This window comes from Mucilaginibacter ximonensis (assembly GCF_042686265.1).
GTDB lineage: Bacteria > Bacteroidota > Bacteroidia > Sphingobacteriales > Sphingobacteriaceae > Mucilaginibacter > Mucilaginibacter ximonensis.
Window position 1 is genome coordinate 1,552,023 of record NZ_JBHUPD010000001.1, and the last position, 23,912, is coordinate 1,575,934.

The 23,912-nt window shown below is 43.6% G+C and carries 19 protein-coding genes and 1 other RNA gene; 11 read left to right on the forward strand and 9 right to left on the reverse strand.

The annotated features are described in order from the left end of the window. Window positions 1-383 precede the first annotated feature (383 nt). The 5 genes from rnpB (at window position 384) to ACFS5N_RS07070 (ending at window position 5,125) form a co-directional block, all read left to right on the forward strand. Window positions 384-771, forward strand: an RNA gene (gene rnpB, locus ACFS5N_RS07050) — RNase P RNA component class A. Window positions 772-860: 89 nt separating this feature from the next. Beyond that, the gene (locus tag ACFS5N_RS07055) at window positions 861-1,349 is read left to right on the forward strand and encodes a DUF4488 domain-containing protein (protein ID WP_377183647.1); all 489 of its coding nucleotides are present in this window, start codon (window positions 861-863) and stop codon (window positions 1,347-1,349) included. Window positions 1,350-1,759: 410 nt separating this feature from the next. Continuing rightward, the gene (locus ACFS5N_RS07060) at window positions 1,760-3,139 is read left to right on the forward strand and encodes a sigma-54-dependent transcriptional regulator (protein WP_377183649.1); all 1,380 of its coding nucleotides are present in this window, start codon (window positions 1,760-1,762) and stop codon (window positions 3,137-3,139) included. 167 nt (window positions 3,140-3,306) lie between these two features. After that, window positions 3,307-4,074 (forward strand): TatD family hydrolase, encoded by a 768-nt coding sequence (locus ACFS5N_RS07065; RefSeq protein WP_377183651.1) that lies wholly within the window; start codon window positions 3,307-3,309, stop codon window positions 4,072-4,074. A 31-nt stretch (window positions 4,075-4,105) separates the two neighbouring features. Further along, window positions 4,106-5,125: an asparaginase gene (locus ACFS5N_RS07070; RefSeq protein ID WP_377183653.1), complete on the forward strand. Its 1,020-nt coding sequence runs from the start codon at window positions 4,106-4,108 to the stop codon at window positions 5,123-5,125. A gap of 59 nt (window positions 5,126-5,184) precedes the next feature. Here ACFS5N_RS07070 and ACFS5N_RS07075 read toward each other — a convergent pair whose 3' ends face one another. The 4 genes from ACFS5N_RS07075 to gcvP form a co-directional block, all read right to left on the reverse strand. Continuing rightward, a complete protein-coding gene (locus ACFS5N_RS07075) occupies window positions 5,185-6,093 on the reverse strand; it encodes a helix-turn-helix domain-containing protein (protein ID WP_377183654.1) in 909 nt (302 codons plus the stop codon). Between the two features lie 40 nt (window positions 6,094-6,133). Further along, on the reverse strand, window positions 6,134-8,188 hold the full coding sequence (locus ACFS5N_RS07080; protein WP_377183656.1) for a T9SS type B sorting domain-containing protein: 2,055 nt from the start codon (window positions 8,186-8,188) through the stop codon (window positions 6,134-6,136). A 117-nt stretch (window positions 8,189-8,305) separates the two neighbouring features. Next, a complete protein-coding gene (locus tag ACFS5N_RS07085) occupies window positions 8,306-9,070 on the reverse strand; it encodes an SDR family NAD(P)-dependent oxidoreductase (RefSeq protein WP_377183658.1) in 765 nt (254 codons plus the stop codon). Window positions 9,071-9,338: 268 nt separating this feature from the next. Beyond that, window positions 9,339-12,248 carry an aminomethyl-transferring glycine dehydrogenase gene (gene gcvP, locus ACFS5N_RS07090; protein WP_377183660.1) on the reverse strand — a complete coding sequence of 970 codons (2,910 nt, stop codon included), beginning with the start codon at window positions 12,246-12,248 and terminating at the stop codon, window positions 9,339-9,341. Between the two features lie 161 nt (window positions 12,249-12,409). On the opposite strand from gcvP, the gene ACFS5N_RS07095 reads away from it, so the two are divergent. Then, window positions 12,410-12,868 carry an Lrp/AsnC family transcriptional regulator gene (locus ACFS5N_RS07095; RefSeq protein ID WP_377183662.1) on the forward strand — a complete coding sequence of 153 codons (459 nt, stop codon included), beginning with the start codon at window positions 12,410-12,412 and terminating at the stop codon, window positions 12,866-12,868. A 137-nt stretch (window positions 12,869-13,005) separates the two neighbouring features. Here ACFS5N_RS07095 and ACFS5N_RS07100 read toward each other — a convergent pair whose 3' ends face one another. Then, window positions 13,006-13,725 carry a pyridoxine 5'-phosphate synthase gene (locus tag ACFS5N_RS07100; protein ID WP_377183664.1) on the reverse strand — a complete coding sequence of 240 codons (720 nt, stop codon included), beginning with the start codon at window positions 13,723-13,725 and terminating at the stop codon, window positions 13,006-13,008. 87 nt (window positions 13,726-13,812) lie between these two features. Between ACFS5N_RS07100 and ACFS5N_RS07105 the strand changes: the two genes are divergently transcribed. Beyond that, complete coding sequence (locus ACFS5N_RS07105; RefSeq protein WP_377183666.1) at window positions 13,813-14,814, forward strand: polysaccharide deacetylase family protein; 1,002 nt, start codon at window positions 13,813-13,815, stop codon at window positions 14,812-14,814. Between the two features lie 202 nt (window positions 14,815-15,016). Next, entirely contained in the window at window positions 15,017-17,980 is a 2,964-nt protein-coding gene (locus tag ACFS5N_RS07110) for an outer membrane beta-barrel protein (protein ID WP_377183668.1), read from the forward strand. 87 nt (window positions 17,981-18,067) lie between these two features. Here the strand turns inward: ACFS5N_RS07110 and ACFS5N_RS07115 are convergent, their stop codons facing one another. Next, a complete protein-coding gene (locus tag ACFS5N_RS07115) occupies window positions 18,068-18,595 on the reverse strand; it encodes an SHOCT domain-containing protein (protein WP_377183670.1) in 528 nt (175 codons plus the stop codon). Between the two features lie 86 nt (window positions 18,596-18,681). Here ACFS5N_RS07115 and lepA point away from each other — a divergent pair, with 86 nt between their 5' ends. Both lepA and ACFS5N_RS07125 read left to right on the forward strand, forming a co-directional pair. After that, on the forward strand, window positions 18,682-20,469 hold the full coding sequence (lepA, locus tag ACFS5N_RS07120; protein WP_377183673.1) for a translation elongation factor 4: 1,788 nt from the start codon (window positions 18,682-18,684) through the stop codon (window positions 20,467-20,469). 135 nt (window positions 20,470-20,604) lie between these two features. Further along, window positions 20,605-21,486: a bifunctional 5,10-methylenetetrahydrofolate dehydrogenase/5,10-methenyltetrahydrofolate cyclohydrolase gene (locus ACFS5N_RS07125; protein ID WP_377183674.1), complete on the forward strand. Its 882-nt coding sequence runs from the start codon at window positions 20,605-20,607 to the stop codon at window positions 21,484-21,486. Between the two features lie 79 nt (window positions 21,487-21,565). On the opposite strand, the gene ACFS5N_RS07130 is transcribed toward ACFS5N_RS07125, so the two are convergent. Genes ACFS5N_RS07130 through ACFS5N_RS07140 form a run of 3 tightly spaced genes read right to left on the reverse strand, consistent with a single transcriptional unit; the run spans window position 21,566 to window position 23,113 of the window. After that, complete coding sequence (locus ACFS5N_RS07130; protein WP_377183676.1) at window positions 21,566-22,009, reverse strand: hypothetical protein; 444 nt, start codon at window positions 22,007-22,009, stop codon at window positions 21,566-21,568. Then, window positions 22,006-22,344: a Rieske (2Fe-2S) protein gene (locus ACFS5N_RS07135; protein ID WP_377183678.1), complete on the reverse strand. Its 339-nt coding sequence runs from the start codon at window positions 22,342-22,344 to the stop codon at window positions 22,006-22,008. The genes ACFS5N_RS07130 and ACFS5N_RS07135 overlap by 4 nt, the downstream gene beginning before the upstream one ends. Window positions 22,345-22,348: 4 nt before the next feature. Further along, window positions 22,349-23,113, reverse strand: a complete 765-nt coding sequence (locus ACFS5N_RS07140; RefSeq protein WP_377183680.1) for a hypothetical protein — start codon at window positions 23,111-23,113, stop codon at window positions 22,349-22,351. Window positions 23,114-23,282: 169 nt separating this feature from the next. Here ACFS5N_RS07140 and ACFS5N_RS07145 point away from each other — a divergent pair, with 169 nt between their 5' ends. Continuing rightward, window positions 23,283-23,906 (forward strand): 7-carboxy-7-deazaguanine synthase QueE, encoded by a 624-nt coding sequence (locus ACFS5N_RS07145; RefSeq protein ID WP_377183682.1) that lies wholly within the window; start codon window positions 23,283-23,285, stop codon window positions 23,904-23,906. Window positions 23,907-23,912 lie beyond the last annotated feature (6 nt).

Sequence of the window (23,912 nt, forward strand, 5' to 3'; positions counted from 1 at the left end):
ATCTAAGCACAATGTTCAATTTATTCATCCAACCGTCAGCTGTGCAGCTTCGGGCGAAAGCAGGTAAAACAATGCTGGCCAGGTGCGGCTGCAGGGCTGTTGGGAATGTTGCCTGAAGCGATGGCTTTGTGCGACATTGGGGCAACAGGCCCCTGCCCAGGTTTTACCTGATTTGCAGGGCAGGCCATGAGCGCAAAGAAGCATCACAACTGACTTGACTTTTGGTTCTTTGTGTCAAGACAAAGAACAAAGCCTACCCGCGGCGATTGAGCGGGCGCGTCTTCACAACTAGGAACACTCTTAAACCCGGGCATAAATCTACCAAGCACACTAACCATACAAAGCAACTTACGGACTTCCCGACTAAAAACCCTACCTTTAGCCCTGCAAAACGTTCTATCGCTGCTGCGGCAACGCGGCGGAGGAAAGTCCGGGCAACATAGAGCATCCTGCTTCCTAACGGGAAGGCGCCGACAGCCGGCGACAGCAAGTGCCACAGAGAATATACCGCCTGCTTCGGTGGGTAAGGGTGAAAACGTGAGGTAAGAGCTCACGGCTTTTCCGGGCGACCGGGATTGCGGTAAACCTCAGGAGTTGAAAGACCAAATAGGTCCCGAATGCGAAGCTGCTCGCTTCCGTCCGTCAGCTGACGGACATAGGGATGGGTAGGTTGCTTGAGCCTGCCGGCAACGGCAGGTCCAGATCAATGATAGAAGTCGTCCCGCCCACCGGCGGACGATACAGAACCCGGCTTACAGCTTTGCTTGCTGATAAAAACGCCCGGCCGTAAGGCTGGGCGTTTTGTTTTTTGTTTATAGTATTCACAATTTATATATTTGGTTAAACCAATAACCTCGTCTATGAAAACCTTCTTAAGAATCGCCATTTTACTAATCTGTTTTAATTTTTTAGCGAATAACTTATTTGCACAAGCCGACGAAAAAGCATTTTACGGCATCTGGGAACTCGATCAGTCGGCCTATTATGGAAAGCAGGAACCTCCGGTACATTACACTAAGGAATTTGACCCAAACCATACTTTCATTAATCGACAAACAAAGGATTCAAAGACATTTACATCACATCTCGGAAAATATCAGGTTAATAATGACGGCACCTACACCGAAAGGGCATCTTATGTTAAAGAAGGGATGTCTTTTGTATTTAAAGATAAAGATGTTATCATCCGCTACCAATTCAGCGACGACAAAAAAATGCTCACCCTAAGCTTTACAGTAGCAAACGGCGCTTCTTTTACAGAGCACTGGCGAAAAACAAATGAAATGATGGTGATTTTTACAACGAAAAGCCTTTCTCGCTATTGGTCAGAATTTTTGGCCTCGATATAATCACCCTCACCGCATAATTGCAGCAAAGTTGAGAATAACGATAACAGCAATTCATTCGATACCTAAGAGTATTATGCATGTTTCACATTAAGTGTTTCACCCTTTACGGCGCTGAAACCCCAAATCAACACAAATAACTCATATACAACAATTTAAAGTACCCAACTTAAAGCTCTACTACTGTTTCAAAGTGTTTCACTACGTTTAACTAAGTTATTAACTAACAGATACTTAACTAAAATAGGTGTTTCAAAGTGTTTCATGTTTAAGTGAAACACTTTATCGCGCATATTTACAAAATCCAAAAAATTCGATTGCTTCAAAACAAGTCGGTGCTAAAAGTGTTTAGTTTCCTATACAATACCTATATTAGTTAACATTATTACAAGAAAGTCTATCTGAACATTATAATGGCTAAAATTTTAATTATTGACGACGAGCGGGCGATCCGTAATACCCTGCGCGAGATACTGGAATACGAGGACTACGAAGTTGAGGATGTAGATAACGGCATTGACGGATTGGATATGATTCGTACCAATGACTACGACCTGGTACTTTGCGATATAAAAATGAGCCGCATGGACGGCATGGAGGTACTTACCGAGGGCCTTCAGATTAAACCCGACCTGCCATTTATCATGATATCGGGCCATGGCACTGTGGAGACAGCTGTCGAGGCCAGCAAAAAAGGCGCGTTCGACTTCATCTCTAAACCACCTGATCTGAACAGGTTGCTCATCACCGTACGCAACGCGCTTGACCGTGGTAGCCTGGTGGTTGAAACCAAGGTGCTAAAACGCAAAGTATCTAAAGTAAGGCCAATACTGGGCGAGTCGCAGGGCATTCAAAAAATTAAAGAAACCATAGAGCGCGTGGCCCCTACCGATGCCCGCGTATTGGTTACCGGCGCCAATGGTAGCGGTAAAGAACTGGTGGCCCGTTGGCTGCACGAAAAATCAAACCGCGCCAATGCACCTATCATCGAAGTAAACTGTGCGGCTATACCTTCAGAGTTAATTGAGAGCGAGTTGTTTGGACATGAAAAAGGTTCATTTACCTCGGCTATCAAGCAGCGTATCGGCAAGTTTGAGTCGGCCAATGGCGGCACCCTGTTCATGGACGAAATTGGCGACATGAGCCTCTCTGCACAAGCCAAAGTATTGCGTGCGCTGCAAGAAAATAAAATAACACGCGTAGGTGGCGAGAAAGAGATAGATGTAGACGTACGCGTTGTAGCGGCAACTAATAAAGATTTGCTGAAAGAAATCGAAGCAGGTAACTTCCGGATGGACTTGTATCACCGCCTCAGCGTGATTCTGATTCACGTACCACCGCTTACCGAGCGTAAAGATGACATCCCACTACTTACACAAAGCTTTTTGGAGGAGATCTGTAACGAATACGGCATGCCGGTTAAGAAAATCTCAGAGGGTGCTCTTGAAGCCTTGAAAGCCCTGCCGTGGACCGGTAATATCCGCGAGCTGCGCAACATGGTTGAGCGCCTGATCATATTGAGCGATAAGACCATTACCGAGGATGATGTGAAAGCATTTGCTAATCCATCGGCGCCTGTTACTGCCGGGGCACAAGCAGCTGCAGCTCCACAAACAGACTTTAACCAATTTAAAAACTTCCAGGATTATAAAGACTATGCCGAGCGTGAATATATCAAGTTCAAACTTGAGAAAAACAATTGGAACGTTTCAAAAACTGCCGATGATATAGATATTCAGCGTAGTCACCTGTATAGCAAAATCGAGAAATATGGCTTAAAACGCGGGGAATAACCTAATCAAAGTTTAAGCATTTAAAAGCGATTGGGATTTACCTGGTCGCTTTTTTATTACCGGTATATGAGTCTACGTTATTTCAGGTTGAGCTTATTAAAATAAGTACATCAACCAGAAGCTTTTTGAGCCTTCGTTATACCGAAAGGCTTTGTTAATTTTGCAGCATGATACTAACGGACACGCATACCCATTTATACTACCAGCAGGATGATCAGAAACGCGCCGAGCTAATACAGCGATGCCTGGATAACGATGTGAAACGGCTGTTTCTACCCAATGTGGATGCGGCATCTATACCGCAGGTATTTCAATTGGTAAAAGAGTATCCAGATATGTGTTACCCGATGCTGGGCATGCATCCGTGTTCAGTTAAAGAAGGTTGGAAAGCCGAATTACAAGTCATCCGCGACAGCCATAAAGATAATACCATTTACGCCATTGGAGAGATTGGGATTGACCTGTATTGGGACAAAACCACACTTGACATTCAGGTGCAGGCTTTTCGCGAGCAGATTAACTGGGCTAAATCCTTAAAGCTGCCTATTGTGATTCATTGTCGTGATGCTTTTAATGAAGTATTTGAGGTTTTGGAGCAGGAGAACGACGATGATCTGCATGGTATATTTCACTGCTTTACTGGCAATTTAGAACAAGCTCAAAGGGCCATCGATTTAGGATTTTACCTGGGCATAGGCGGCGTGGTAACTTACAAAAACGGCGGCCTTGATAAATTTTTACAGCAAATTGATTTAAGCCATATCGTTTTAGAAACGGATTCTCCGTATCTTACGCCCGTTCCGCACAGGGGTAAACCCAATGAAAGTTCATATCTGATTTACGTTGCACAAAAGGTTGCAGAATTATATCAAACCGATATAAGTACCGTAGCAGATATAACAACAGCAAACTCCAAAAAGATATTTGGTGTGTGAGAACCTATATTTTTAGCTTAACCCTGAATTAATGAGCCAGATACTCATCATATATACCGGTGGTACAATTGGCATGATGTCCGACCCCGTAACCAAAGTGCTCAAGCCTATCAACTTTGAGCAAATTATGGATAATGTGCCTGAATTAGAAAAGCTTAATTGCAAGATCAAGGTACACTCGTTCGACGAGATTATAGACTCATCGAACATGAACCCCGAGATTTGGAGCGAACTGGCCGGACTAATCGAATCGCATTATGACGATGTGGATGGTTTTGTGATTTTGCATGGCTCTGACACTATGGCTTACACAGCATCAGCTCTAAGCTTTATGCTGGAGAACCTGGCCAAGCCCGTCATCTTCACCGGGTCGCAATTGCCTATCAGCGCCATACGTACCGATGCCAAGGAGAACTTGATGACGGCCATTGAAATTGCTAATGCGAAAAAGAATGATCGTGCGCGCGTTCCTGAAGTTTGTATCTATTTTGATTATAAACTATTTAGAGGCAATCGTTCTTTTAAATATAACTCATCTAAATTCGAGGCGTTCCGTTCGCCAAACTGCCCTATCTTGGCCGAATCTGGCGTACATTTACGCTTTAGTGTAAATGAGATACGTCAACCGGCCGCTGAGCCATTGAAACTGCACAAAAACCTGGTTAACGAGGTTGCTGTGCTAAAGTTATATCCCGGCATTAGTCCGAAAGTAGTGGCGGCTACGCTTGAAGCCGACGTACGTGGCATTGTAATGGAGACCTTTGGTGCAGGCAATACCACAACCGACCAATGGTTTATAGACCTGCTTAAAAAAGCTATCGACGGCGGCAAAGTTGTCCTCGACATTTCGCAATGTAAGGTAGGTACGGTTGAGCTTGGCCGCTATGAAACCAGCAAGCAGCTTAAAGACATCGGCGTAGCCAATGGCTATGATATGACGTTTGAAGCTGCTGTTACCAAAATGATGTACCTGCTTGGCCAGATTGACGACCCGAAAGAGGTAAAACGTTTGCTGGAGGTTGATTTGCGTGGGGAATTGACGGTATCGTAAAGCGTCATGCTCTCACGATGAGGTGACGGTTGTAAAGCTCGCGATAACAAATATTGCAATTACCCTCTAAACGCCACCGGCGCTACACTGGTTTGTTTCTTAAAGAAATTTGAGAAATGGGCGATATCGTCAAAGCCAAGGGTGTATGATATTTCCGCTATATTCCAGTTGGTTTGTTTGAGCAGGATCTTGGCTTCCTGAATAATACGGTTCGCGATGATCTGGGTAGTGGTATTCCCGGTAACTTCCTTTAAAACCTTATTAAGGTGATTCACGTGAACTGCAAGCCGGTCGGCATAATCTTTAGCAGTACGCAGGTTTAATCGCTGATGTTGTGACTCAACCGGGAACTGCCTTTCCAACAACTCCATAAACAAAGACGATATTCGTTCTGACGCATTATGCGCTGTCTCGACGTTGGCCACAGGCTGCAACTTTTGACCGTAATGGATTAACTCTAAGACCAGGTTACGAAGCAGGTCGTACTTGAACCGGTAGTCGGACGCTATTTCGCGATGCATCTTTTTGAAGATATATTCAATTTCTTTAACCTCGTCAGGATTGAGTTGAAACACGGGTACCTGGCCCGGTTGAAAAATTGGTAATACGTCCAGATCGACACCACTTTTGCCCTGCGCCAGAAAATCAGCAGTAAAAATACAGAACATGCCTGTTTGATTACCAGTTTCGGGTATCCAGTTATAGGGGATCTTTGGCGTGGCAAAGAGCAGGGCCGCTTCCGGAATATCAATTGTTTTGTCCGCATACTCTGCCCTGCTTTTCCCTCTTATCCAGCTTATTTTATAGTAAGCGCGGCGACTATAGGGCATCTCGCGCGCACCGCTTCTCTTATCAAACAATGATTCTGTAACAAACACATTAAAATGCCCTATCTCTTTAGCCGCACCAGTTGGTAGCGGCCTCGAAATCTCCTCATAAAACTCATTTAAAGATGTCTTGTTAATCATAATCCCTCAGTTATATAATTCAAAGTTAGCCATCATTGGCCTATCTTACTATAGTGATGCTGCCAGAAAATTCTCCACCCTTTATTCCCGTTTTTATAACATAAAAGTATACGCCATCTGGTATATTCTTATTAAGATAACGCCCATCCCATGGCAAGCTATATCCTTTTGAAAAGAATACCTGCTGGCCGTAACGGTTAAAAACAGTTACTGTGTTTTCAGGATAACTGGTTATGTTTTTTATAACCCATGTATCATTAACGCCGTCGTTATTAGGTGTAAATGTATTAGGTATACTAAGCACTCCCGTGTTTTCAACTACAAACATTACACCGGCTAAATAATTAAATGTGTAATTAATCGCCTGCGCATTAATCGCAACAATTGGATAATTACCAATAGGTGATGTAATAACAGCCGTTGTACTGATTGATGGTAATTGTGCCAGATCTGATAAGGTTTCATTATTTACAAAGCCCGTATAACTTGCGGTTAACACAGGGTTGTCCGTGCCGAAGAATTTGGTTTTATCATCAGCTTTTATAGTTAATAAAGCCGGTTTTACCTCGCTTTCAGGTATTGGCACTTTTATGTCGGAGGTTGCGTTACTACTAATGGTTATATCGCCACTATATTTATTTACTGCGGTTTTGGCCGAGAGGCGTACGTAAATAGTGGCGCTTGCTTTACCTGATGATTGATCGATAGTCAAGGTTTTGCTAAAAGTTATGCCATCTTTGCTTATTTCAAATCCTGCAGGTGCACTTAAGGTTGGTGCCGATGTCAACCAGGTTGCAGAAAGCGTAAAAGATGTAGTTGCCGAGTTGCTACCGTATGTTGTTGATAACGCCGATAAGTTGCCGTTTATTGTAATGTTGGGCGATGGGTTAACAGTGATCTTAAAAGTAGTTGACGAACAATTGTTTCCTCCCATTATGATATTGCCCCAACCCAATGACTCATCGCCCGGCGTTTGTATGTTTGCTACGATTGTGTTAGTGGAAGCATCAATAACCGTAACTGTAGACTGCAATTGATTTGTTGCAAGGATGCGTTTACCGTCAGGACTAATACTTAATCCGGCAGATCCATGATCAATTAGTTGTATAGTAGCTTTGACACTAAAATCGGTAGTACTGTAAACAGATAAAGTGTTATTATATCCCGCCCTAACATAAAATAAAGAACCATCCGGACTGAAAATAACATGCCTTGGCGCATATTCTGTTGGTATAGTTGCTGTTATTGTGTTGGTGCTGGTATTTATAACGGAAATACTCGAGCCCCCTTGATTGGTTACGTAGGCAAACTTACCATCTGGGGAAGTGTTAACATCCCAAGGCTGCGTGCCTACGGTTAAGGTGGTTATATTGGCACCTGTTTTAGCGTCAAGCACCGTTACTAATCCCGGCACATTGTAACTAAAATCATAATTTACTACGTAAAGATATTTGTCATCTGTACTGCTAGTCATGAAACTGGGGTTAGGAGCCGAAAATTTGCCAATCACCGTATTGGTAGTAGTGTTTATAACGGATATATTATTGTCATTTAAATTGGCAACAAAAGCTCGCGAATCATCCCGACTTACGTACACGCCAAAAGGATAAGAGCCTACACTAATAGTTGTTTTGACAGTATTATCACTAGTGTTAATAACCGAAACAGACCCACTGCCTGAATTGCCAACGTATACCTGGTTATTGATAGGATTAACCACCGCCGTAATAGGACTATTCCCTACATTTAAGGTTTTAATTACAGTGTTTGATGATAAATCAATAATTGATATAGTATTGGCATAGTTATTCGTTATGTATGCCATACCTGAGATTGCCGGTGTAGCGGTTACAGTAGCAACTATCGGGCTATTGGTTGTGTTTTTGGCGATAAACGATGCGATTGTTCCTGTGCCTCCGGAAGCTAAACCTATATTAGTATTGTCATTAGTCCATTGATATGAACATAGGATACCAGGAAAATTGATGGGGCCTATGATCGCGCCATTTGATACCTGGATATCTGACTGGGCTTTACAGCAAAAGTTAAAGAAAAAAACAGCTAGGATTAAATTTAAAAATAAGGTTTTATTCATCAAGAAATTACAGGTGGCCAAATATAGCCACAGTAGTCAGATTTATAAAACTAAAAAGATTTCGCATATGGTTTTATCTTTGCACCATTATCCGAAATCTTTTATTAGGCTTATAAATTAAACGAACATACCACCGGATGCCTCGATGCGCTGACCGGTGATCCAACGCGCATCATCAGTACATAAAAAGGCAACAATGCCGCCAATATCTTCAGCCTCGCCCGGGCGACCCATAGCTGTGTTATTGCTTACCATTTGATTAACCTGTTGATTGTCGCGCACGGTACCGCCATTAAAATCGGTTGCAATAGCACCCGGGGCTACCGTATTGGCACGAATTTGTCTAGCACCCAGTTCTCTGGCCAGGTAACGGGTAAATACTTCAATTGCCCCTTTCATCGCTGCGTAAGCAGATGCACCCGGCATAGCGAAACGTGCCAGGCCTGATGAAATGTTTACAATACCGCCACCATCGTTTAATATCGGCAATATGCCTTGTGTCAGAAAGTAAACGCCTTTAAAATGAACGTTCATCAGGTCGTCAAAAGCCTCCTCGGTAGTTTGGGCAATAGGTGCGTGGTGACCAAAACCCGCGTTGTTGATCAGAAAGTCCAGATGATCTGTACCGAACTGATCTTTCAAAACACCTTTGATGGTTTCAATGAATGCGGTAAAGCTTTTAATGTCGCCGGTGTTTAGTTGTAAGGCCATAGCTTTTTGTCCGCCTTGCTGAATCTGGCTTACTACTGCGTTGGCTTCGTCAGCCTTGCTGTTATAGGTTAAAATAACGTCGATGCCTTTTTCGGCCAGGCGCAACGCCATGTCTTTACCTAGTCCACGGCTGCCGCCGGTTACCAAGGCTATTTTATTTTTGCTTTCCATTTTCTTCTTTGTTTTTGTTGACACAAAGATGGTGCTAAAGCAAAAGCAGTTGTTTGGAAAAATCAATCGGTTATTTGCGAAAATCAAATAACACTCTCCGCTATCGCGTCATTGCGAGCGTAGCGTGGCAATCTCCGGTGCGCTTTCAGAGATCGTCATACTCGTACCTAACTTACGATGACTTGGCGGGGAAGCGATAGTAACAAAAAAAGGCTGACGATCATTACAATCATCAGCCCCATAATATTATTATTTAGAAATCAGGCTATTATGTTCCATATTCAGGAGTAGTCACCTCGGCTTCCTCAAACTCGTAATCTGTTAGCGGAGGACACGAGCAGATCAGCGTACGATCACCATAGGTATCGTTAACACGACCAACTGACGGCCAGAATTTGTAAGCGGCTACATAAGGCAACGGGAAGCCGGCTTTTTGGCGGCTATATGGTTTGTTCCAATCGTCGCCGGTTACTACGGCAGCGGTATGTGGCGCATTTTTAAGCGGGTTATTGGCTTTGTCAGACTTACCGGCTTCAACTTCAGCAATCTCTTTGCGAATAGCAATCATTGCATCGCAGAAACGATCTAATTCATGCTTAGGTTCAGACTCGGTAGGCTCAACCATTACCGTGCCTGCAACCGGAAAGGACACGGTTGGCGCGTGGAAGCCGTAATCCATTAAACGTTTGGCAATATCAACAACCTCAATGCCTGCTGCTTTGAATGAGCGGCAGTCTAAGATCATCTCATGCGCACAACGACCATGCGAGCCAGTGTATAATACCGGGTAATGATTCTCTAAGCGAGCTTTGATATAGTTGGCGTTTAGGATTGCGTATTTAGTAGCATTAGTTAAACCTTCAGTGCCCATCATAGCGATATAAGCGTGCGAGATCAACAGGATTGAAGCTGAACCCCAAGGCGCTGCCGACACTGCATGGATAGCTTTACCATTATCAATATCAACCACAGCGTGACCAGGCAGGTAAGGCACCAGATGCTTGGCTACACCAATAGGGCCCATACCGGGGCCGCCGCCACCGTGAGGTATACAGAAGGTTTTGTGCAGGTTAAGGTGACAAACGTCAGCCCCAATGGTAGCCGGGCTGGTTAAGCCAACCTGCGCATTCATGTTAGCACCGTCCATATAAACCTGACCGCCATTGTCATGAATGATCTGGCAGATATCAATAATTGATTCTTCGAATACACCGTGAGTTGACGGATAAGTCACCATCAGGCACGATAGGTCGTCTTTATGCTCTTCGGCTTTAGTTTTCAGGTCGGCTACATCGATGTTACCGTTCTCGTCGCATCTAACCACAATTATCTTCATACCGGCCATAGCTGCAGATGCAGGGTTGGTACCATGTGCAGACGACGGGATCAATACCACATTACGGTGCGCATCGCCACGGTCGATATGATACGCGCGGATAACCATCAAACCTGCGTATTCGCCCTGCGCACCGGCGTTTGGTTGCAAACTCATGGCTGCAAAGCCGGTTATCTCGCTTAGCCAGCGGTTAAGCTCGTCAAATATTTGCATGTAACCGCCTGTTTGGTCGACAGGCGCAAATGGGTGCATACGGCTAAATTCGGCCCAGGTAACCGGTACCATCTCGGTAGTTGCATTAAGTTTCATGGTGCATGACCCTAAAGCGATCATCGAGTGGCAAAGCGAAAGATCTTTTGTTTCCAGCGATTTGATGTAACGCAGCATCTCATGCTCAGAATGATGCCTGTTGAAAACAGCGTGCGTTAAGTAAGCAGAGGTACGCTGTAGTCCCGCTGGGATCACAGTTTCTAAATTAGCTTGCAAGCCTTCAAAATCAACATCGTTTACCGATTTGCCTTTTACTTTGGCAAAAATGTGAACCAGCGTTTTGATGTCGTCCGGAGTAGTAGTTTCATCGACAGCGATAGTAACTACCGGGCCATTATAATTAAAATTGATATCGTTGTTCAGGGCCTCAGCGTGAATGGATCCAACCAGATCACCCAGGTCTAACTTAATGGTATCAAAGTATGAGTCGTTTAATTGTTTGTAGCCTAATGCTTCCAGGCTTTCACTCAGCAGGATAGACAAACCGTGAATACGCTCAGCTATCAGCTTTAAACCTTGCGGGCCATGATATACAGCATACATACCAGCCATGATAGCTAGTAAAGCCTGCGCAGTACAAATGTTTGAGGTAGCTTTATCTCTGCGGATGTGCTGCTCACGGGTTTGCAAAGCCATACGCAGGGCGTAGTTATCGGCACTATCAATGGTCACACCAATAATACGGCCGGGTATAGAGCGTTTGTACTCTTCTTTTGTTGCAAAATAGGCAGCATGCGGGCCACCAAAGCCCATCGGTACGCCAAAGCGCTGGCTTGTACCTACTACAATGTCGGCACCCCACTCGCCCGGAGGGGTTAACAGCACCAGGCTCATAATGTCGGCAACAACGGTGGTTTTAATGCCTTTATCGTGGCCGGCAGCTACAAAGTCTTTATAGTCGTACACCTGACCTTTACCGGCCGGGTATTGTACAATGGCCCCAAACATATCGTCGGTTAGTTCAACGGTACGGTGGTCGCCTATTTGCAGGGTAATGCCATAAGGCTCTGCACGTAGTTTTAAAATATCTATAGTTTGCGGAAACAGCTCTTCAGAAACAAAGAATACTTTGGCGCTGTCTTTTTTACGCAGTGTATATTGCATAAACATAGCCTCAGCAGCAGCAGTACCTTCGTCAAGCAATGATGCATTGGCAATTTCCATACCGGTTAGATCAATGATCATGGTTTGGTAGTTTAGCAGTGCCTGCAGACGACCTTGCGCAATTTCAGCCTGATAAGGTGTGTATTGCGTATACCATCCCGGGTTTTCCAAAATGTTACGCTGAATAACACCTGGTACAATCACATCATAATAACCCTGGCCAATATAGCTTCGGTTTACTCTGTTTTTTGATGCTGTTTGTTTAAGGTCTTTAAGGTAGGCAAACTCGCTTTTTGCTGTAGGCAGGTTAAGCGGTTTTTTTAATCTGATCTTGGCGGGTACCGTTTGGTCTATCAGCTCTTCAAGCGCTTTTACACCTGTGGCTTTTAACATTTCGGCGGTGTCCGCTTCGTTCGGAGCAATGTGCCTGCCCTCAAATTTTTCCTCGTACTTGGTATTTAATTTCATTTCTGCCTGCTTAATAGTATTCCCCGCCAAAGTTACGTAATAAAGATTTTTTATTGAATAAACATAACTGTATCGGTAAATTTTGCTGCAAAAGTTTATAATTTTATAAAAAATATCTTTGAATAATAATTATTACCTGCAATCTTAGAAAAATTATCCTGATGGACGGCATAGACGAAATTGACAAAAGCATATTACGCGAATTACAGAAAAACGCCAAGGTCACTACCAAAGAGCTGGCCGCGAAATTAAACCTCACCATATCGCCGGTTTACGAACGTATTAAGCGGCTGGAAAATGCCGGCTATATTAAAGAGTATGTAGCTATTCTGGACAAAAACCTGGTTAATAATTCATTTACCAGCTACTGCCAGGTTTCCATGCGTTACCATGAAGAATATATTGACAAATTTGAGGAAGAAATATTAAAGCTCGACGAGGTACAGGAGTGCTACCATATTGCCGGGCAGATAGATTTCTTGCTCAAAATCAACGTAGGAAGTATCGATGAATATCACGATTTTATACGCTACAAGCTATCCAAGATCAATAACATTGGCTTATTGAACAGCGCCTTTGTGTTGAAGGAGATTAAGAAAACGTACGCGTATAATATTTGAGATAATAAACTGCCATGAACAAAAAAGGATGTCACTCTGAGCTTCGTCGAAGAGTGAGCGCAGGCCTGTTCGTTTTATTAGGCCAACGCGCATGCTTCGAGAGCCTCAGCATGACACCCCTTTTGATAATAGGTTTGCTATTTGGCTAACTGTCTCAAATACATCTGTACCGTGTTCTCCAATCCCAAATACAAAGCATCGCTAACCAAAGCATGGCCGATGCTAACCTCGTCCAATGACGTTATGTTTTGGGCGAAAAATTGCAGGTTATTCAAATCCAGATCGTGGCCGGCATTAATGCCTAAGCCCAGTTGATGCGCGGTCTCTGCTGCCTTGATATAAGGGGCAACAGCAAGGTCTTTATTGTTTAAATATTGGTGGGCATAAGCTTCTGTGTATAGTTCAATACGGTCGGTACCTGTTGTTGCGGCAGCTTCAACCATCTCCACAACCGGATCAACAAATATTGATACGCGGATGCCTGCTTTTTTAAACACAGCGATGATCTCTTTCAGATAATCCTGGTTTTTGATAGTATCCCAGCCATGGTTTGAGGTAATCTGGCCCAATGCGTCAGGCACCAGCGTAACCTGTTCGGGTTTTACAGCCAATACCAGGTCTACAAATTTTTGTTCCTGACAGTTGCCTTCAATGTTAAACTCGGTGGTGACTATCTTTTTCAACTCATAAACATCAGCATAGCGTATGTGGCGCTCATCAGGGCGGGGATGCACAGTTATACCCTGGGCACCAAAACGTTCGCAATCTTTAGCAACCTGTATCAGGTTAGGGTTGTTGCCCCCGCGCGAGTTTCGAAGGGTTGCTATTTTATTAATATTGACAGATAATCTGGTCATACGTAGTTTTGTGAGCTTTAAAACTCAAATATCACCATTAGTTAATTAATTGACCAAACATTTTTAATTGCTTTTAGTTCAAAAGCCATGACCAGAACCGTTTTTAATTTTTTTTCGATCACTTTAACAATAGTTGGCTTTACCCTCACAGCCAGTGGCGAGGCCAATTACTTAAAAATTCAAAATTACCGGGTGGCATACGGATGGGCTAAACGTTTCCCGCAGGATTGGATCATCTTACGCAAATTCGAGAATGCAGGCAGGGATTATATGCTGATGGTAAATCCGCAGACTTTAGAAACCAAGGTCGACGAACCAAAATATTACCAGGTAAAAGATATGACGATGACGCAGGTGCGCGACATATTTGGCACATCGCCCTATCAAAAAGCATTAGCTAAAGCCGAAAAGCAGTCGGCTAATATACAGAATGCGGGTATTGAAATGGGTATGCCGAAGGAGGCTGGCATTAGCTTAACTGCCGATCTTTGCCCCTCGCACCGCCCGCTGGACAAAAAGATATTCACCGATCTCTTCACTGAGTTTCAAAAAGTAGAAAAGCCCGTCCCTATCGCTCTGTCTGTTACCGGCATCTGGATGCGCCAGCATCCCAAAGACCTCGACTGGCTTAAAATGATGGAGCGTAATCATGAGATATACATCACCTGGATAAACCACTCGTTCAATCATCGCGTTAGTAAAACGTTACCACTTAAAGAAAACTTTTTACTGGAGCCCGGTACCGATATTAATTACGAGGTTTTAGAGACCGAGAAAGCCATGCTTAAAAATGGTCTGCAGCCTTCAGTTTTCTTCCGGTTTCCAGGCTTGGTTTCTGATCAGCATCTGGTCAACAAAATCTCGTCTGATTTTGGATTGATCACCGTAGGTACTGATGCCTGGTTAGCAAAGGGACAGCAGCCGCAGGCCGGTAGTATTGTACTCATTCACGGAAACGGCAATGAGCCCATAGGTGTTAAAGATTTCATTAACCTTCTCGAATCAAAGTCACAGTCTATCGCAAAAAAACAGTGGCTGCTATATGACCTGCGTGAAAGCGTAGATGAAGAGTTTGAAAGCTCAAACTAGCATCACGCTATAAGGTTTAATTGCTGATATAGTTGATTTATAGTACGCCAATGTAACAATTATGGTATTATAGAACTATTACGGGCGCTTAATGTAACAATAGTATTAACCATAATTATTAATAGTAATTTAAGTTGAACCTTTGCATCCGAATGATTTTAAAGCAAAAATCTTTTTAACTAAACGTACCACACATTCCATTATGAAATTTATTTTTATCTCCCTATTGCTGATATTTTGCCTGACGGGAAGCTTATTTGCACAGTCGACACATAACGTTCGCGGAACGGTTATCGACACCACCAAACAGGGTATTCCGGCAGTAACCGTAAAAGTAATAACCGACCTTGGCGACAGCTTACAGGTAGGTACAGACCTTGACGGTAAGTTTTTATTATCAAACATTAAAGGCACCAAAATCACCCTTTATGTATCAACCATTGGCTATCAGGGTGTTATCAAACACTTTAACTTTTCGCCGACCGATACTACCCTGCTTGTGCCGCCCATTATTTTAAAAGGCGAAAGCAGACAATTAAAAGAGGTTACCATTGTAGGTATTAACCCTGTCAAATTCACAGAAGATACTGTGACCTATAAAATTGCGGCTTATCCCGTTCGTGCAAATGCGCCGGTTGAGGATGTTTTAAAGAAGATGCCGGGTGTTGATGTCGATGTAAACGGCAACGTGAGCGTACAGGGTAAAACGGTTACCAAAGTACGCATCAACGGTAAAGACTTTATGGCCGGCGACGTTCAGTCGGTAACTAAAAACTTCCCGGCCGATTTGCTGGAAAGCGCCCAGATCATTGACGACTATGGCGATCAGGCCAACCTCACCGGCATTAAAACCGGCGAGCCCAATAAAATTTTAAATTTCACTATCCGCCAGGATAAAAACTATGGATATTCCCTGCAAACTAACGCAGGCATAGGGCGCGATGCTTTACCCCAGGCGCCAGCTATAAACGGCCAGCCGGCAGTAAGTGATGCTATGCGCTATCTGGGATCACTGAATTATCTGAATTTTAAAGGCACCCGGCAGATTACCGTTTTAGGCAATATTAACAACACTAACACCAATACCTTTAACTTTGGCGGTGGTGGCTTCGGCGGCGGCGGCGGTTTTGGCGGCGGTGGCGGTGGTCGTGCTCAGCGCGGCGGCGGCAATGGCCTGGCCAGCACTAAAGATGGTATTACCATTGCGCGTGCTATTGGCACAAACTACCGCGACCAATGGGGCAAATATATATCTGTTTATGGCAGCTATAGTTTTTCTGACAACTCAACATTTACGCAAAGCGATAATTTGCAAACCAATATCGGCGCCGGAACAAAAACCACCAATCACACCGAAGCTAATGACAATCCGATAAACCATCGTTTTACGTTTAACCTGGAATACAAGCCCGATACTATTAACTATTTGAAAGTATCGCCTTCATTTAGTTATTCGAGCACCAATTCAAGTTCATTGGAGAATGTAAATTACAGCCTTAGAGATTCCACCCTGCAAAAATACACCACTAATCTGGTTAGCAGGTCGCACTCGCCGTCGTTCGGTACAAACTTGCTGTATAATCACCGTTTTGCAAAAAGCGGGCGCAATTTTAGCTTATACGCGCAAATAAATACATCAACCAGTAACTCATATAGCAACCCAATTTTAAATTACACTGCAGGTACGCCAAACGTGCCTATTAACCAGGTAATCAATACTGATAACCGTACCACCTCGTTTGGCGGTAACCTATCATACATGGAGCCACTTGGCAAAATTTCGTATTTAGAGTTAAACTACAACTATAATCACTCTTATACCTCAAACGATAAAGAGACTGATACTTTATCAGCAGCTAATACATATAATAATTATACGTTGCTGAGTAACAATTATAATTACACCTTTACAACCAACCGTGTAGGGTTAAATTTCAGGGTGATTGATACCAAGTATAATTACACTTTAGGTTTGGGTGTGCAGCCTTCAACACTGGATGGCCGCTCAATTACCAACAACATTAATACGCATCGCACCGAAACCAACATAGTTCCGGCTGCACGCTTCTTGTATAACTTTTCAAGAAATGAATCATTGAGCTTTAATTATAACGGCTCGTCCACACAGCCAACATTTAACCAGTTACAGCCGGTTGTCGATTTGTCAAGCGCCTCATACCCGGTACAAGGTAACCCTGACCTTAAACAGTCATTCACTAATAACCTGTCGTTGCGTTACAACTCTTTTGGTTTAGCCACCGGTAATATTTTGTTTTTAAATACACAATTTAGCCAGGTAAACGATTACGTAGCAACCCGTACTACTACTTACCGTAGGCTAAGCTCGGCTGTGTTAGCGGCAGATCCGTCTTTGAAAAACTTTAGCAATACAACCTTAACCCGTTATTTAAACTCCGACGGCTACTACTCTGCTTCAGCGCAGGCGTTATTTTCAAAACCATGGGATGACCGCAAATATACGGTGAGTGTTAATGGCAACATCAACTATTCAAAATATCCCGGCTTTGTAGATATGGTTGACAGCAATAACGTACAAAGCCCTACATTGAAAAACATATCAAAAACATTAACTTTTACACCCGGAGCAAGGTTCAGATTAGACCTGCAGGATAAAGTTGATGCCCAAGCCAGTGTGAACTATTCCATAAGCAAAACCGATAACTCGCTTACCGGAAATAACGCGTTGGCCCAAAACACCAACGTGCGTGCCTTAACACTGGGTTTAACCGGCAAAAACTATTTTGGCGACTGGACTGTAAGCTACGACTACTCCAAACAGATCAACTCAGGTTATTCAATCCCGGTTACTAACCCCAACATTTTGAGTGCGTATATTGAACGCAGGTTCCTGGCGCAAAACCGGGCAACTATCCGTTTAGCAGCATTTGATTTGTTTAACCAAAACACAGGTTTCTCATACACCGCTAATGGCGCCAGTGTTACGCAGACCAGCGTTAACAGATTGGGCCGTTACTACATGCTAAGTTTCTCACTGCGTTTGCAGAAATTTGCGGGCCGTGCGCCAATACAGGATGATGGCGGGGGCCAGTTTAGAAGAGGTGACCGTGGCGGCAACGGCGGTGGCGATCGTCAACGCGGTGGCGGCTTCGGCGGCGGTGGTAATTTTGGTGGCGGCCCTCAGTAATATCACCTGTTTAAATAACACAGCTTGATATACAAAAGAAAATGCCTTCCATTTGCGGAAGGCATTTTCTTTTGTATATCAAGCCATTTATTCTCCTAATAGTTTCTTTTTCTGTGCGTCATATTCTGATTTTGTGATAGCGCCCGAGTCAAGCAGCACTTTTAATTTTTTGATCTCATCGGCTACCGCCCCTGTCGTAGTTGCAGCGGCAGAGGCATCGCTTTTACAGGGTCTCACCTCGCAGGCGGCTATGGCATCATCAATGTAAACCGTATAGCGCATCGGCCCGCCAGGATTTACGCTAAAAGCGTATTTTGAAACACCATTGGCCGAAGTTTTAGTAATGCTTTTAATCACAGCACCTACATTGGCAAAGTCCTTAGGCAGGCTGCGGGCGGGCTGGCTTCTGCCGGGACCAATATTACCAAATGGCCCTAAGCCCCCTAAAGGGCCTTTATCTTCTACATATAAAAATGAGCCGTCGGCCTTTGAGCCAAGTCCCAGTCGCAGGGTGTCCCCTACGTGATATGTTATTCCATTTGATGCTTTGTATTCTTTTTGCGCTTGGCTTAAAAAGGGTATAAGCACAAGCATTGCAATAGTCAGTCTTTTCATAGTGGTGTTAGTAATGGTCAATCAAGTTAGGTAAATCGCTCACGGCATACAAATTTATCGCTCAAAAAAACTATTTTTGCGGCTGAATGAAGCACATACGTAATTTTTGTATCATAGCGCATATTGACCATGGTAAAAGTACCCTTGCCGATAGGTTATTAGAGTATACTAACACTATTACCCAGCGCGAAAGTCAGGCCCAATTACTGGACGATATGGACCTGGAACGCGAACGCGGTATCACCATAAAAAGCCATGCCATACAAATGGACTATGAGCTTGACGGCCAGAAATATGTGCTCAACTTGATTGACACGCCCGGACACGTTGATTTTTCATACGAGGTGTCACGCTCAATTGCTGCCTGCGAAGGCGCTTTGCTGATTGTTGATGCGGCTCAGGGCATACAGGCTCAAACCATATCCAACCTTTATTTAGCTTTAGAGAACGATCTGGAGATTATCCCGGTATTGAATAAAATGGATTTACCGGGGGCTATGCCTGAGGAAGTGAAAGATCAGATCGTCGACCTTATTGGTTGTAAACGCGAGGAAATCCTGGCAGCATCCGGCAAAACAGGCTTGGGTGTGCATGATATTCTGCGGGCCATAGTTGAACGTGTGCCGGCTCCGGTTGGCGATCCTGAAGCTCCGCTGCAAGCTTTGATCTTCGACTCTGTGTTTAACTCGTTTCGCGGTATCATTGCTTACTTTAAAGTTGTAAACGGCGAAATCAGAAAAGGCGATCGTGTAAAATTCGTTGCTACCGAGCGCGAATACATTGCCGATGAGATTGGCACCCTAAAATTAAAACAATTACCTAAAGACGTCATTAAAACCGGCGATGTAGGCTATATTATATCAGGCATTAAAGAAGCGCGGGAAGTAAAAGTTGGTGACACCATCACCACTATTGACCGCCCTTGCGAGCAAGGTATCCAGGGTTTTGAAGAGGTTAAACCTATGGTATTTGCAGGTATTTATCCTGTTGACACCGAGGATTATGAAGAGCTTCGCGAGTCAATGGCTAAACTGCAATTGAATGACGCTTCTTTGGTTTTCGAGCCGGAGTCATCAGCCGCTTTGGGCTTTGGTTTCCGTTGCGGTTTCTTGGGCATGCTGCACATGGAGATTATCCAGGAGCGCCTGGAGCGCGAGTTCAACATGACGGTGATCACTACCGTTCCTAACGTATCTTACCTGGCTTATACCACCAAAGGCGACGAAATGGCGGTAAATAACCCGTCTGACCTGCCTGACCCAAGTAAGATAGATCGGGTTGAAGAGCCCTACATCAAGGCTACCATCATCACTAAGGCCGATTTTGTTGGCCCTGTGATGTCTTTGTGTATTCAAAAACGCGGTATGATTGTGAACCAATCGTATCTGACTTCAGATCGCGTAGAGCTGGTGTTCGAGATGCCGATGGGCGAAATTGTATTCGACTTTTATGACAAGCTAAAAACCATATCAAAAGGCTATGCCTCTTTTGATTACCACCAGATTGGCTATCGAGCCAGCGACCTGGTAAAACTAGATATCCGCTTAAACTCTGAGCCGGTAGATGCATTATCATCACTGATACATCGCAGCAACTCGTACGATTTTGGTAAAAAGATCTGCGAGAAACTGAAAGAGCTTTTACCGCGTCAGCAATTTGAGATCATTATACAGGCTTCAATCGGCGCCAAGATCATAGCTCGCGAAACTGTTAAGGCTATGCGTAAAGACGTTACCGCTAAATGTTATGGTGGCGATATATCGCGTAAGCGTAAACTGTTAGAGAAACAAAAAGCCGGTAAAAAACGCATGCGCCAGGTGGGTAACGTAGAAATACCTCAGAGTGCGTTTATGGCGGTGTTGAAACTGGATTAATTAGATGTGAGATATGAGATTTGAGACGTGAGATGACTCAAATCCGTATTTCAAGTTATAACAATTTATAACCGATTTGCTGATTAGGGTTGAGGGAAATCTCAAATCTCCTGTCTCAAATCTCAAATCTCAGTAATGAAATTACTCGACGGAAAATACGTATCAGAAAAACTTAAAGTTGAAATAGCCGAAGAGGCTGCGCAAATATTAGCAACCACCGGCCGCAAGCCGCATTTGGTAGCTGTGTTGGTTGGCCATGATGGTGGCAGCGAGACTTATGTGGCCAGCAAAATGAAAAACTGCGAAAAGGTTGGTTTTAAATCGACATTAGTACGCTATGAGGATACGGTTAGCGAGGCCGAGCTATTAAAAAAAGTTGAAGAGCTAAATGCCGATGTTGATATAGACGGTATTATTGTACAGCTTCCTCTACCCAAACATATCGACCCGGAGAAAGTGACTGAGCGCATTGACCATCGTAAAGATGTGGACGGTTTCCACCCCATTAACCTGGGCCGCATGCAGCGTAACTTGCCGTCGTTTATTCCGGCTACGCCTTATGGCATTACTTTAATGCTCAAGGAATATGGCATTGATACATCAGGCAAACATTGTGTAGTTGTTGGTCGCAGCAATATTGTTGGCTCGCCAATGAGCATTTTGATGGCGCGTAATACCACCCCAGGCAACTGCACGGTAACTATTTGCCACAGCCGCACACCTGATATCAAGAAATTCACGCTTGACGCCGATATACTGATTGTGGCCATTGGTAAAAAGAATTTTATTACTGCCGATATGGTGAAAGAAGGTGTTATTGTTGTTGATGTAGGCATGAACCGTGAAACTTCAGAAACTACCAAATCAGGCTTCAAACTTTATGGTGATGTCGATTTTGAAGGTGTAGCGCCAAAATCATCGTGGATAACCCCGGTACCTGGTGGTGTTGGTTTAATGACGATTATTGGCTTGTTAAAAAATACTTTGGCTTCGGCTAAGAAGGAAGTGTATCAATAAAAGTTGAATGGTTGATTAGGTTAGATTAAGTAATTAGTTTACTTAGCTAACTTAATCAACCATTCTTCCAATCAACTATTCACATCTTCCCCGCCAAATAATCCTCTGGAATCTGGTAATCCTCATTCTCGTCGTTCCAGACCATTGAGGTAATGTTCCAGTTCTCTCCTATCTTAACATATTGTATAAAGTTGATACCTCGCGGATTGCGGTCTTGTTCATAATCGTAGAAACTGTATTCGTAAACACTAATACGCTGCGCTACTTTGCCAAACAGTTCGGTTCTCGAATAAATTTCGCGTTGCGTAAATTGAGCAATTTCGCCCAGGGCAATGCGCGACTCAATATCTTGCACAAAAGATTCTGCAGTATATAGTACCGCTTCCTGAGCAGTATTATTTACCATTAGTCCGGCACCATGAAATATCGAATGAAGAGTAGTAACGTCGGGCGTTACACTGTTTTTAAAGCTGATTGTCTTGTAAAAGTCGTCCGTTAGTGTATCTATAGCTATAATGCTCATTTAAAGGCCTGTTTAAGTTTTTCAAAAAAAGAAGTTATTCCAATGTAGACGCCATCCTCTCTTATTTCAACAGGATAAACATCTACATAATCATTCTGGCCAGGATCTCCCTTACCGGTATGAATATCGTACGAATAACGATGCAGGGGACAAATAAGTTTGCCATCTTTGCACCAGCCGCCGGCAAGTTCGCCTCCGGCGTGCGGGCAGGTTGACGATAAAGCATAGATATTACCCTCGTAACCAACCATACAAATACCTTTGCCGTTAACTTTTACTTTCCTGAGAAATGGCTTGTCGGTATCCGGAAAGTCAGGAACTTTATACCAGGTCATAGCATTAAAAGTCGATCTTCAGGTTCATGATGTTGGGGTCCTTGATCACGTCGTCCATGCTGGTGATCAGGGTTACGTGGCGCCTGTCAGCAGAGACAATAGCTCTGGGATTGTTTACTTTTTTAACGGGCTTAGCAAAGTTTAAAATTACCTTGTAAGGCATGTCAATAAGCATGGCCTTAGCCATTACGAGCGTATTCTGTGTTTTTTTCAGGAAGGCGTTGAACTTGGCTTTATCGATAATGCGGTAAAATTTGTGCGGAGTTACATCATAATCATAATAATCCTGTCCGGCAATTAGCTGTTGCGCGTCATACCCTCTTACCTGTTTGCTGTTTTTTGTTACCGCATCGAGCTGGCTGCTCATGGATATTTTCGACACATGTTCAAGATAATATTTCAGATCATCTGCATTTTTAGCTATATGGGTGATATTAACTTTCATGATGCTTTTTTGCAGATCCATTTTGATAGACAAATTACTTTTAGCGGCAAGAGCCAATTCATCTTTACTAAGTTTGGCCTCCAAGCTATCAGGCATAGCCGCCAAAAAGCTCATGGTGGTATCTTTAACCAGGTTAAATTGAGGAGTTTGCTTAACTGAATCTGATATTATATTTTTGAAAACAGCTATGGCTTTACTCATATCAAAACCTGAAACTACATTACATGAACCATCTGCTTTAAAATCATACTGCTCCTCAATGTCCACACATGAGGTAAGGCAAAATAACAGACATGAAAATATAAGCAGGTAACGTTTCTTCATCTATATCAAAGCTAGTTAATAAACCTGAAAGCAAAAAGACTAAAGCTTAAAGCTTTTGTGCCTAAAAAAATCCATATTGGTCAAAATAGTGTCGCTTTATGCTTTGGTCTTTTTGCTTTTAGCTCAACCGCTTTCTGCTTTAACCTCAAAAGCGTACCTTTGCGGCCTTATGGCACACCAGGTTCCGGAAGACGGCACGTTGCTTCCTTTAATGGAAGAATTTTACACAATCCAGGGCGAGGGATATAATACCGGCAAAGCTGCTTATTTTATCCGCCTGGGCGGTTGCGATGTAGGCTGCCATTGGTGCGATGTTAAAGAAAGCTGGGACGCGGAATTACACCCACTTACCGCGGCAGATACCATTGTTGCGAATGCCGAAAAATTTCCCGGAAAAGCGGTAGTAGTAACGGGCGGCGAACCGCTTATCTATAACCTGGATTACCTGACTGCTCAGCTACAGGGTAAAGGCATCAAAACTTTTATTGAAACATCGGGCGCTTACCCGCTATCAGGCCATTGGGACTGGATATGTCTGTCGCCAAAAAAATTTAAAGGCCCTATGCCGCATATCGCGCAGCATGCTAACGAGCTGAAGGTTATTGTGTTCAATAAATCTGACTTTGAGTTTGCCGAGCAATACGCTAAACTTGTATCGACTAACTGCAAATTATATCTTCAACCAGAATGGTCGAAGGCTAAAGAAATGACCCCGCTTATTGTAGATTACGTAATGAATAACCCGAAATGGGAAATATCTTTACAAACGCATAAATACTTAAATATCCCTTAATAAGTA

Coding starts and splice junctions, on each gene's coding strand:
- ACFS5N_RS07055 (WP_377183647.1), top strand. CDS start 861: ATGAAAACCTTCTTAAGAATCGCCATTTTACTAATCTGTTTTAATTTT.
- ACFS5N_RS07060 (WP_377183649.1), top strand. CDS start 1,760: ATGGCTAAAATTTTAATTATTGACGACGAGCGGGCGATCCGTAATACC.
- ACFS5N_RS07065 (WP_377183651.1), top strand. CDS start 3,307: ATGATACTAACGGACACGCATACCCATTTATACTACCAGCAGGATGAT.
- ACFS5N_RS07070 (WP_377183653.1), top strand. CDS start 4,106: ATGAGCCAGATACTCATCATATATACCGGTGGTACAATTGGCATGATG.
- ACFS5N_RS07075 (WP_377183654.1), bottom strand. CDS start 6,093: ATGATTAACAAGACATCTTTAAATGAGTTTTATGAGGAGATTTCGAGG.
- ACFS5N_RS07080 (WP_377183656.1), bottom strand. CDS start 8,188: ATGAATAAAACCTTATTTTTAAATTTAATCCTAGCTGTTTTTTTCTTT.
- ACFS5N_RS07085 (WP_377183658.1), bottom strand. CDS start 9,070: ATGGAAAGCAAAAATAAAATAGCCTTGGTAACCGGCGGCAGCCGTGGA.
- gcvP (WP_377183660.1), bottom strand. CDS start 12,248: ATGAAATTAAATACCAAGTACGAGGAAAAATTTGAGGGCAGGCACATT.
- ACFS5N_RS07095 (WP_377183662.1), top strand. CDS start 12,410: ATGGACGGCATAGACGAAATTGACAAAAGCATATTACGCGAATTACAG.
- ACFS5N_RS07100 (WP_377183664.1), bottom strand. CDS start 13,725: ATGACCAGATTATCTGTCAATATTAATAAAATAGCAACCCTTCGAAAC.
- ACFS5N_RS07105 (WP_377183666.1), top strand. CDS start 13,813: ATGACCAGAACCGTTTTTAATTTTTTTTCGATCACTTTAACAATAGTT.
- ACFS5N_RS07110 (WP_377183668.1), top strand. CDS start 15,017: ATGAAATTTATTTTTATCTCCCTATTGCTGATATTTTGCCTGACGGGA.
- ACFS5N_RS07115 (WP_377183670.1), bottom strand. CDS start 18,595: ATGAAAAGACTGACTATTGCAATGCTTGTGCTTATACCCTTTTTAAGC.
- lepA (WP_377183673.1), top strand. CDS start 18,682: ATGAAGCACATACGTAATTTTTGTATCATAGCGCATATTGACCATGGT.
- ACFS5N_RS07125 (WP_377183674.1), top strand. CDS start 20,605: ATGAAATTACTCGACGGAAAATACGTATCAGAAAAACTTAAAGTTGAA.
- ACFS5N_RS07130 (WP_377183676.1), bottom strand. CDS start 22,009: ATGAGCATTATAGCTATAGATACACTAACGGACGACTTTTACAAGACA.
- ACFS5N_RS07135 (WP_377183678.1), bottom strand. CDS start 22,344: ATGACCTGGTATAAAGTTCCTGACTTTCCGGATACCGACAAGCCATTT.
- ACFS5N_RS07140 (WP_377183680.1), bottom strand. CDS start 23,113: ATGAAGAAACGTTACCTGCTTATATTTTCATGTCTGTTATTTTGCCTT.
- ACFS5N_RS07145 (WP_377183682.1), top strand. CDS start 23,283: ATGGCACACCAGGTTCCGGAAGACGGCACGTTGCTTCCTTTAATGGAA.